The sequence below is a fragment of the Enhygromyxa salina genome, assembly GCF_000737335.2.
In the GTDB taxonomy this organism is placed as follows: domain Bacteria; phylum Myxococcota_A; class Polyangia; order Nannocystales; family Nannocystaceae; genus Plesiocystis; species Plesiocystis salina_C.
In genome coordinates this window covers 1-7,871 of the sequence record NZ_JMCC02000187.1, presented here as the reverse complement: position 1 = coordinate 7,871, position 7,871 = coordinate 1, and the positions used below count along the sequence as shown (strand labels likewise).

Here is a 7,871-nt window from a genome sequence, read left to right as displayed (position 1 = left end):
TTGCCGCCAGCGAGCGCTGCATCGACGGCCGCCTGCTCTTCGGGCGAAGCCGGCGGCAGGTTGATCACGAGCCGCTTGATGCCATCGGTCAGCGAGCGCATTCCCGGCGCGCTGTCTTCAAAGTTCTCACGGATCACCGCCGCAAACGCGGGCGCCGACTCCTCCAAGATCGCAATCGCCACCCGATCTTTGGGCGAGACGACGATAGCCCCGACCGCGTTCTCGAACCGGCCCATGAACCACCCGTAGGCGTTGCCGCGCCCCCGCAGGCGCTTGCGCGGCGGGAACCCGTTGTCCCAGTACTGCTCGACCAGCCCCTGCATCAGCGCGACACCGCACGCGAGCCCGTGCAGCCCTTCGGTCTCGAACCACGCCCAGGCGACATAGGCGGCCATCAAGAAGTCCTTGCTGGTCGACGTGAGCAGCTCGCCACCAACCTTGGCGACGTGCGGCCAGTCGGGCATGCCGGTGGTCGGCGACTCGATCTTCGCTACTTCGCGACGCAGCTCTTCGTGGCGCACGTCGTAGTTGGCGTTCTGGCCCGCAGGGTTGTCGCCGGGGATCGGCGCGAGCAGGGCGGCGGCACGTTGCAGGACGGTCTGTTTGTCCATGGATCTCTAGGCGTACGAGGCGGAGGAGGACGAGGAGGACGAGGAAATCAACACGAGATACAGCTGCGAAAAAGGCCCCCCACGCAATCCTGCGTAGGGAGCCCTTTGCTCATGGTGGACAGCCCAGAGCTAGTCCTTGTCGAGCTTGCCGACCAACGAGAGCTCGAACGACGCGCCCATGTACTTGAAGTGCGGGCGGATCTTCATTGAGCACTTGTACCAGCCGGGTTGTCCCTCGACGTCCTCGACCGAGATCGAGGCCTTGCGAAGCGGACGACGCGAGCGCACGCCTGGCGCCGGGTTGTCCATGTCCGCGACGTACTGGCTGATCCAGACGTTGAGCTCGCGCTCGAGATCGCCGCGCTCTTTCCACGAGCCGATCTGCTCGCGCTGCAGCACCTTCATGTAGTGCGACAGCCGGGTGACGATGAACATGTAGGGCAGCTGGGTGCCGAGCCGGTAGTTGGTCTCGGCGGCTTTGCCCTCGGCCGTGTTCGGGAACACCTTGGCCTTCTGGACCGAGTTGGCCGAGAAGAACGCGGCGTTGTTGCTGCCCTTGCGCATGGTCAGACCGATCAGGCCCTCTTCGGCCATCTCGTACTCGCGGCGCTCGGTCAGCTGGCACTCGATCGGCAGCTTGGTCTGGATCTCGCCCATCGCCTTGTACTGATGCAGCGGCAGATCCTCGACGGCGCCGCCCGAGGTCGGACCGATGATGTTTGGACACCAGCGGTACTTGGCGAAGCTGTCGGCGACGCGGGTTGCGAGCGCGCAGGAGCTGTAGCCCCACAGGTAGTTCTCGTGCTGGTCGATGACGTCCTCCTTGAAGTTGAAGGACTTGACCGGCACGTCGTCCGGGCCGTAGGGCATGCGCAGCATCATGCGGGGCGCGACGAGGCCGACGTAGCGAGCGTCTTCGCTCTCGCGGAACGCGTGCCAGCGGGCGTACTGCGGGCCCTCGAACAGGCTCTGCAGATCCTTGAGGCGCGGCAGATCTTCGTAGGACTCCAAGCCAAACAGCTTGGGCGCCGCGTTGCCGATGAAGGGCGCGTGGGCCATGGTCGCGACCGCAGCGCACTGCTGCAGGAGCTCGATGTCCTGTGGGCCGCCAGCGAATTCATACAGCGAGCACATCATCCCGTAGGGCCGGCCGCCGAAGGTGCCGTACTCGGCCGAGTAGACCGTGCGGTACAGGCCCGACTTGGTGACTTCCGGGGCGTCCTCGAAGTCCTCGAGCAGCTCGTCTTTTTGAACCGAGAGCACGTTGATGCGCACGTTCTCGCGGAAGTTGACGTTGTCGACGGTGTACTTGAGGCTGCGCCAGGCCGACTCGATCGCTTGGAACGACGAGTTGTGCAAGATCTGGTTGAGCTGCTGGCTCATGCGAGCGTCGAGCTCGGCGATCATTGCGTCGACGGCCGCCTTGTCGATCTTCTTGGACTCGCGGCCTTTCAGCATCTCGCTGATGAATGCCTGCACGCCCTGCTTGGTGACGTCGTAGGCCTCATCGCCGGGGGCGAGGTTGGTCTCGGAGAGGATGGTCTCGAGCAGGGAGCCCTCGGCTGCTGCCGCTCCCCCAGATTCGTTCTCAGTTTCGGTGCTCATGGGAACTCTCGGTGTATGTCGGTGAGAAATCAGTGAGGGGTGGGTGAGGCTCAGTCTTTGGCGCCGAGCTCGGCCAACAAGGCATCGCGCGAATCGGAGTCTTCGAGCAGGCTCTGGATCTTCTTGCGGAACGCCGGGACGTTGCCCAACGGACCCTTGAGGGCGTTGAGGGCGTTGCGGAGATCGAGCAGGCTCTTGAGCTCTGGGACTTGCTCGACCACGCCTTCGGGCGTGAAGTCCTTCATGTTCTTGAACTTCAACGAGACGCCCATCTCTGCGCCAGCTTCCCCCGAGAGGGTGTCGGGCACGTTGATGTCGACGCCGATGTTGTACTCGGACAGCACGTCGTTGAAGTTGTCCTTATCGATGTTGATTGGCTTGCGCTCCTCGACTGGGGTGTCGTCTGCCTTGCCTGTAAAGTCACCGAGCATGAGGATACGGAGCGGCAGCTCGACATCCTCGGTTGCATCGCCGGCCGGCTTGTAGACGATGTTGACGCGTTCTTTGGGGGCGACGGATGCTTCTTTTGCCATCTCGGCGCGGAGCGTATCACCTTTGCTCTGCGTTTCGCGAGGATGATCGTCGTTGATCGAAAGGTCGGGGCGGTCACGTCCAGACAGCCGCGTTGCTCGCGAACGCGGACCTGCGGCTGTTTACGCGGCGCGCCACAGCGGACAGTGCGCGATCTCTCAACAGCGCTCGCCAGACCGCGGGAGGGCCCCACGGGTGTGACCACTGATCTTATATGGACGAGCGCGTCGATTGTGGTCGGGGCATGCCGACAGGGCTCACCGTCGCCCATGCTCGCTCCTCGGATGCAACGCAGGTCGCTCTTCGTCAGCAGCAAGCTCGAGTTCGCGGACGTGGCCAGGGCCGTCGCCCAGGCGTTTCCTGATAGCCTCACGCTTGGCTGCACCACCCGCGGCGAGATCGGGGCCCGATGGCTGCACGGTCGACAGCGTGTCTGCGCTCGCGCTCGCGGGTCCGCTGCGTGTTCGCGCGGTGTTGCTCGAGCGGCCCACCGAGCTGAAGTACGAGCGCTGCGTTCAGGCGATCGACGAGCTGCGTGAGGAGATCGGTGCGGAGCGGGGCGGGGCGGGTCCGCGAGCGCCCACAGGACTTGGTGTTCCCCTCTACCCAATGGCGGCGGGTGACATCGTCGCCGCCACCACGGCTGGGCTCGCGCGTGCGCTCACGCGGGTCCCCGAGCCGCAGGGTTTGCTGCTGTTCAACTGCGGCGGCCGGCTGTGGGAAGCTCGGGCGCGCGGGCTCGTCGAGCAGCTAGGGACCGCTATGCTGCCGATCCCGGGAGCTGGGTTCACGACCTAGGGCGAACAATTTGGCGCGGTACAGATCAACCACACGCTGACAGGCTTGGTGCTCGGACCCACGCGATGACTGACGATCCCCACGATCTCCGGGCCTTGCAAGAGCAGCTGCGCGCGGCACAGGAGGTGATCAAGACGCTCTCGGCTCGCGTGGCCCGGGACGCCCAGCATCGCACCCCCGAGTCGCTCCCGGCCCACAAGGCGATCGCGTCGCTCGAGAACACCGTCGAGCTGCGGACCCGCGAGCTCGCCAAGTCCGAGGCCCACTACCGCGCGCTGTTCGACCACGGGCCCAACCTCGCGTTCATCATCGATGACATCGGCATCATCATCAGCGCCAACGCGACCGCGACCCGCCTGCTCGACAGGGACTTGCGCGAGACGCCGCTGGTCGAGCTGTTCGAAGGGGCGGCGCGCGACATGGTCGAGGAGCTCCTGACTGCAGACAGCGGTGAGGCCGACGAGATCGAGATGGTCGGCGGTCGCGTCGTCGACATCACCGTCGCCTCGGTCCCCGGCTTTGGCCACACGCAGGTGATCATTCGTGACGTCAGCGTGCGGGTCGAGCTCGACCGCGAGCTGCAGCACGCGCGGCGGCTGGCGGCGATCGGGCACCTCGCCGCTGGCGTCGCCCACGAGATCAACAACCCGCTCGCGGTCTTGCAGCTCGGCCTGACCGAGCTCGCGCAGCAAGCCTCCGATGCCGCCCGCCCGAACATTGACGAGCTGCTTGCGCACGCGCAGCGGATCGCCAGCATCGTCACCAACCTGCGGGCCTTCGCCGTGTCCGAGACGCCCGAGCGAACCCGCGTCGAAGTGATCGGCGCGATCGAAGCGGCGCGGCAGCTCGCGGGCGTTGGCGGCCAGCCAGTGCAGCTGAACTGCGTGGTCGAGCCGCCGACGCTCAGCGTCATCGCAGATCCGGCCCAGCTCGAGCTGGTGATGGTCAACTTGTTTGGCAACGCTGCGCGGGCGATCGTCGCCAGCGGTCCTGACCAAGACGCCGTCGTGGTCAGGGCGCGAGCGATCGGCGAGCGCGCGTTCATCGAGATCATCGACAGCGGACCGCCGATCCCCGAGCCGGTGCTCGAGCAGATCTTCACGCCCTTCGTCCGCGGCGGCGGAGAGCGGATTGGTACGGGGCTCGGCCTCGCTATCACCTGGGGCCTGATGCAGGACAACGACGGCAACATCCGGGCGTTCAACCGATCCGAGGGCGGCGTGTGCTTCGAGCTCGAGCTGCCGCTCGCCCCGCCGCTCGAGCCTGTCGCTGCGCCCGCGCCCGCGCCGAGCAAGGCCGCCGGCCTGCGGATCTTGTGTGTCGAGGACGAGCCCAGCTTGCTGCGCAGCCTGGTCCGCCTGCTCGGGGCCTCGGGGCACACGGCGATCGGGGTCGACACCGCCGAGCTGGGGCTCGAGCAGCTGGCCAGTGAGACCTTTGACTTGGTGATCAGCGACGTGCGGCTGCCGGGGATGAGCGGCGATGAGCTGCGACGGGTGATCCTCGAGCGCTACCCTGCCCTGCGCAGGCGCGTGTTGCTGATGAGCGGGTTCTTCCCCGAGCGCGAGGACGCGTCGCCGTTCTTGCAAAAGCCGTTCAGCTTGCGGCAGCTGACCGCGGCGATCGAGAAGATCGTCACGGGCTGAGCCGCCCGCTCAGGCGCGAGCCCGTGCACCTGCAGGGGATCGAAGGCATGATGGCGCCATGAAGGTCATCGCGGATTTTTGCCTGGTGCCGATCGGGGTTGGCGTGTCGGTCTCGAAGTACGTGGCCGAGTGCCAGCGGGTGCTCGAGGAGTCGGGGTTGGAGCACCGGATGCATGCATATGGGACCAACGTGGAGGGCGAGTGGGCGAGCGTGATGGAGGTGATCCGTACCTGCCACGAGCGCGTCCACGCGATGGGAGCGCCGCGGGTGGGGACGACGATTCGGGTGGGGACGCGGACGGATCGCGAGCAGTCGATGAACGACAAGCTGCGCAGCGTGGCGGAGCTGCTCGAGTAGCGTCCTCGCTGGTTCGCCCTATGTCGCGCATACAACGCATCAAATACCCGTCAAATACCTAAGTCTTTGATTTTACTCGCGTTTACTTGCTGATGGAGCTGTAGAGCCGCAAACCAGCAAGTAAAACCCGCGCCCAGCGCCCAGCGCCCAGCGCCCCGCGTTCCGCGTTCCGCGCCCAGCGGACTCGTCCAGCGACCGCTCACGACGCAACCACCGCCCAGAAGGGTACATACTTCATCAGCTTTTTTGCGGCGTGCTCGTCCGCCGGTGCGATCATCTTTGCTTCGAGCGCTTCTTTGATCAGTCGTTCGCTGAGCAAGCGCTCTACGTTTTCTGAGTTGCGGGTCGGGCTCATGGTCGTGCTCTGCGACCACCAAGGGCGCGGCCGACGATACGGCCAATGGGCTCGGTCATCATGAGCGACCGTCTCATGACACCGCATGAGGATGCGCTACGCAAGCACCGAACGGAGGGTGAGGTCGTCTCGCGGCGGTGCGTGAGGCCAAAAATCGAAGTGAACCGATCCGCCCCCCCCAAGACTACCCGCGCGACCCCCTTCGAGAGCTTATCCATGCAAGACCACCGCACCCCAGCCGCCCCGTTCTTCTCCAAGCCCCGCCTCGCCAGCGCCGCACTCGGCGCCTTGGGCCTGCTCGCGCTCCCTGGCCTCGGCTGTTCCAGCGAGGCCGGCGACTTCGGTGGCGAAGGCGGCAATGACGGGTCCTCGCTCGGCTCCGGCGTTGGCCAAGGCGGCGCCCAAGACTTCGGCCTGTTCCGCGAGATCCTGCTCGAGGGCGGCATCCCGGGGCCCGAGACGATCGACGATCTGGGCTTCTTCGCGGAGCACCAGATCGAGATGCCCGCGCCCAACTGCGGCGAGGACGTGTGCATCCACGGGATGCTGGGCGTGATGGGCAACATGATCTCGGGCTCGAACTGCACGGTCGTGCTGGTTGGCATGAACACGCCGATCGACGCCAACGCAGTCGAGCGCCCGCCGCTGAATCTGACGATCGCCGTGGACCTGTCGGGCTCGATGGCCGGTGAGCCGCTGTATCGAGTCCGCGAGGGGCTGCTGCGCATGCGCAACAGCCTGCAGCCCGAAGATCGCGTGAGCCTGGTCGGCTTTGGTGACGAGGCCAAGCTGATCGTCGAGCATGTCGCGGGTGACTCGGTCGAGCTCGCTACGGCGATCGCGGGGCTCGAGACCGCGGGCTCGACCAACATCTACGCGGGCCTGCGCGCGGCGTTCGAGACCGTGCAGGCCCACGCGCAAGCGGGCTATCAAAACCGCGTGGTCATGGTCTCGGACGGGATGGCGACCGTGGGCATCACCAGCTCCGAGAAGATCGAGGGCCTCGCAACGGCGTGGGGCGACCTCGGCTTGGGCCTGACCACGATCGGCCTTGGCGACGACTTTGACGTCGAGCTAATGCGCACGCTCGCCGAGGTCGGCAGCGGATCGTTCTACTACATCGAGGACTACGCCGCGGTCGAAGAGGTGTTCGAAGAGGAGGTCCAGGCGTTCGTGATCCCGCTCGCGCAGGACGTGACGATCGACGCGACCGTGTTCGAAGGCTACGACCTGCGCCGGATCTACGGGACCAAGCAGGCCGAGGTGTGGGGCAACCACGGGCACATCGACATCCCGATCCTGCAGATCGCTCACCGCATGAGCGACGACGACAACGAGAACGGTCGCCGCGGCGGCGGCGGGGCGATGATCCTCGAGCTGACCCCAACCGGTGACGATCCCGGCGAGGTCGGCCGGATCGAGTTCGAGTACCAAGTGCCCGGGAGCGACGAGATCATCGAGCAGGTCGTCGAGGTCCAGTCGCCGCTTGGCCCGTGGGAGACGCCCGAGAACGGGTGGTTTAGCGACGCCAGCGTCGAGAAGGGCTTCGTGATGCTGAACCTGTATGTAGCGTTCGAGATGGCGGCGACGCGCGCCTCGGTTGGCGACGACGCGGGCGCGCTGTCGATCCTGCGGCCGCTGGCGCTGAGCGTCGAGGAGTGGCTGGCCGCGACGCCGGATGCAGACATCGAAGATGATCTGTTCTACGTGTATCGGTTCATCGAGAACCTCGAGGCGCGCGGGAGCGTGACCAACTCGCCCAACCCCGTGCCCCCCGAACCCTGGCCCGCGGATTAGTTTAGCTCCCCCGCGGGCGCACTGCACTTTGCCGAAGGCGAACGCTTCGCGTCCGTTCGCTCGCTTCGCTCGCTCGTCGGGCCGGCTAGCTGTTCGCGGTCGTGTGAGTGGCCCCCCGGAGGGGGGCTCGCTCGTCTCCGGCGGACGTTGGTCGCTTTGCGTCGCTTCCT

At 66.0% G+C, this 7,871-nt stretch carries 9 protein-coding genes; 5 read left to right on the top strand and 4 right to left on the bottom strand.

The window, feature by feature from the left end:
• The 3 genes from DB30_RS39500 to tssB all read right to left on the bottom strand — a co-directional run.
• Positions 1 to 611: type VI secretion system ImpA family N-terminal domain-containing protein (locus DB30_RS39500; RefSeq protein WP_205633177.1), on the bottom strand; the 611-nt coding region annotated here is incomplete at its 3' end.
• 129 nt (positions 612 to 740) lie between these two features.
• Entirely contained in the window at positions 741 to 2,216 is a 1,476-nt protein-coding gene (gene tssC / locus DB30_RS39495; RefSeq protein WP_052559155.1) for a type VI secretion system contractile sheath large subunit, read from the bottom strand.
• 50 nt (positions 2,217 to 2,266) lie between these two features.
• On the bottom strand, positions 2,267 to 2,749 hold the full coding sequence (tssB, locus tag DB30_RS39490) for a type VI secretion system contractile sheath small subunit (RefSeq protein WP_052559154.1): 483 nt from the start codon (positions 2,747 to 2,749) through the stop codon (positions 2,267 to 2,269).
• A 42-nt stretch (positions 2,750 to 2,791) separates the two neighbouring features.
• On the opposite strand from tssB, the gene DB30_RS43340 reads away from it, so the two are divergent.
• The 4 genes from DB30_RS43340 (at position 2,792) to DB30_RS39475 (ending at position 5,549) form a co-directional block, all read left to right on the top strand.
• Positions 2,792 to 3,286 carry an FIST N-terminal domain-containing protein gene (locus DB30_RS43340; protein WP_420870701.1) on the top strand — a complete coding sequence of 165 codons (495 nt, stop codon included), beginning with the start codon at positions 2,792 to 2,794 and terminating at the stop codon, positions 3,284 to 3,286.
• Between the two features lie 70 nt (positions 3,287 to 3,356).
• Positions 3,357 to 3,545 (top strand): hypothetical protein, encoded by a 189-nt coding sequence (locus DB30_RS43335; RefSeq protein WP_420870700.1) that lies wholly within the window; start codon positions 3,357 to 3,359, stop codon positions 3,543 to 3,545.
• Positions 3,546 to 3,610: 65 nt separating this feature from the next.
• Positions 3,611 to 5,191: a hybrid sensor histidine kinase/response regulator gene (locus DB30_RS39480; RefSeq protein WP_052559150.1), complete on the top strand. Its 1,581-nt coding sequence runs from the start codon at positions 3,611 to 3,613 to the stop codon at positions 5,189 to 5,191.
• Between the two features lie 58 nt (positions 5,192 to 5,249).
• Positions 5,250 to 5,549 (top strand): MTH1187 family thiamine-binding protein, encoded by a 300-nt coding sequence (locus DB30_RS39475; RefSeq protein WP_052559148.1) that lies wholly within the window; start codon positions 5,250 to 5,252, stop codon positions 5,547 to 5,549.
• Positions 5,550 to 5,748: 199 nt separating this feature from the next.
• On the opposite strand, the gene DB30_RS39470 is transcribed toward DB30_RS39475, so the two are convergent.
• Positions 5,749 to 5,904: a hypothetical protein gene (locus DB30_RS39470; protein WP_153258494.1), complete on the bottom strand. Its 156-nt coding sequence runs from the start codon at positions 5,902 to 5,904 to the stop codon at positions 5,749 to 5,751.
• 216 nt (positions 5,905 to 6,120) lie between these two features.
• Between DB30_RS39470 and DB30_RS39465 the strand changes: the two genes are divergently transcribed.
• Entirely contained in the window at positions 6,121 to 7,701 is a 1,581-nt protein-coding gene (locus DB30_RS39465) for a vWA domain-containing protein (RefSeq protein ID WP_052559147.1), read from the top strand.
• Positions 7,702 to 7,871: the final 170 nt, after the last annotated feature.

Coding starts and splice junctions, on each gene's coding strand:
- tssC (WP_052559155.1), bottom strand. CDS start 2,216: ATGAGCACCGAAACTGAGAACGAATCTGGGGGAGCGGCAGCAGCCGAG.
- tssB (WP_052559154.1), bottom strand. CDS start 2,749: ATGGCAAAAGAAGCATCCGTCGCCCCCAAAGAACGCGTCAACATCGTC.
- DB30_RS43340 (WP_420870701.1), top strand. CDS start 2,792: ATGATCGTCGTTGATCGAAAGGTCGGGGCGGTCACGTCCAGACAGCCG.
- DB30_RS43335 (WP_420870700.1), top strand. CDS start 3,357: ATGGCGGCGGGTGACATCGTCGCCGCCACCACGGCTGGGCTCGCGCGT.
- DB30_RS39480 (WP_052559150.1), top strand. CDS start 3,611: ATGACTGACGATCCCCACGATCTCCGGGCCTTGCAAGAGCAGCTGCGC.
- DB30_RS39475 (WP_052559148.1), top strand. CDS start 5,250: ATGAAGGTCATCGCGGATTTTTGCCTGGTGCCGATCGGGGTTGGCGTG.
- DB30_RS39470 (WP_153258494.1), bottom strand. CDS start 5,904: ATGAGCCCGACCCGCAACTCAGAAAACGTAGAGCGCTTGCTCAGCGAA.
- DB30_RS39465 (WP_052559147.1), top strand. CDS start 6,121: ATGCAAGACCACCGCACCCCAGCCGCCCCGTTCTTCTCCAAGCCCCGC.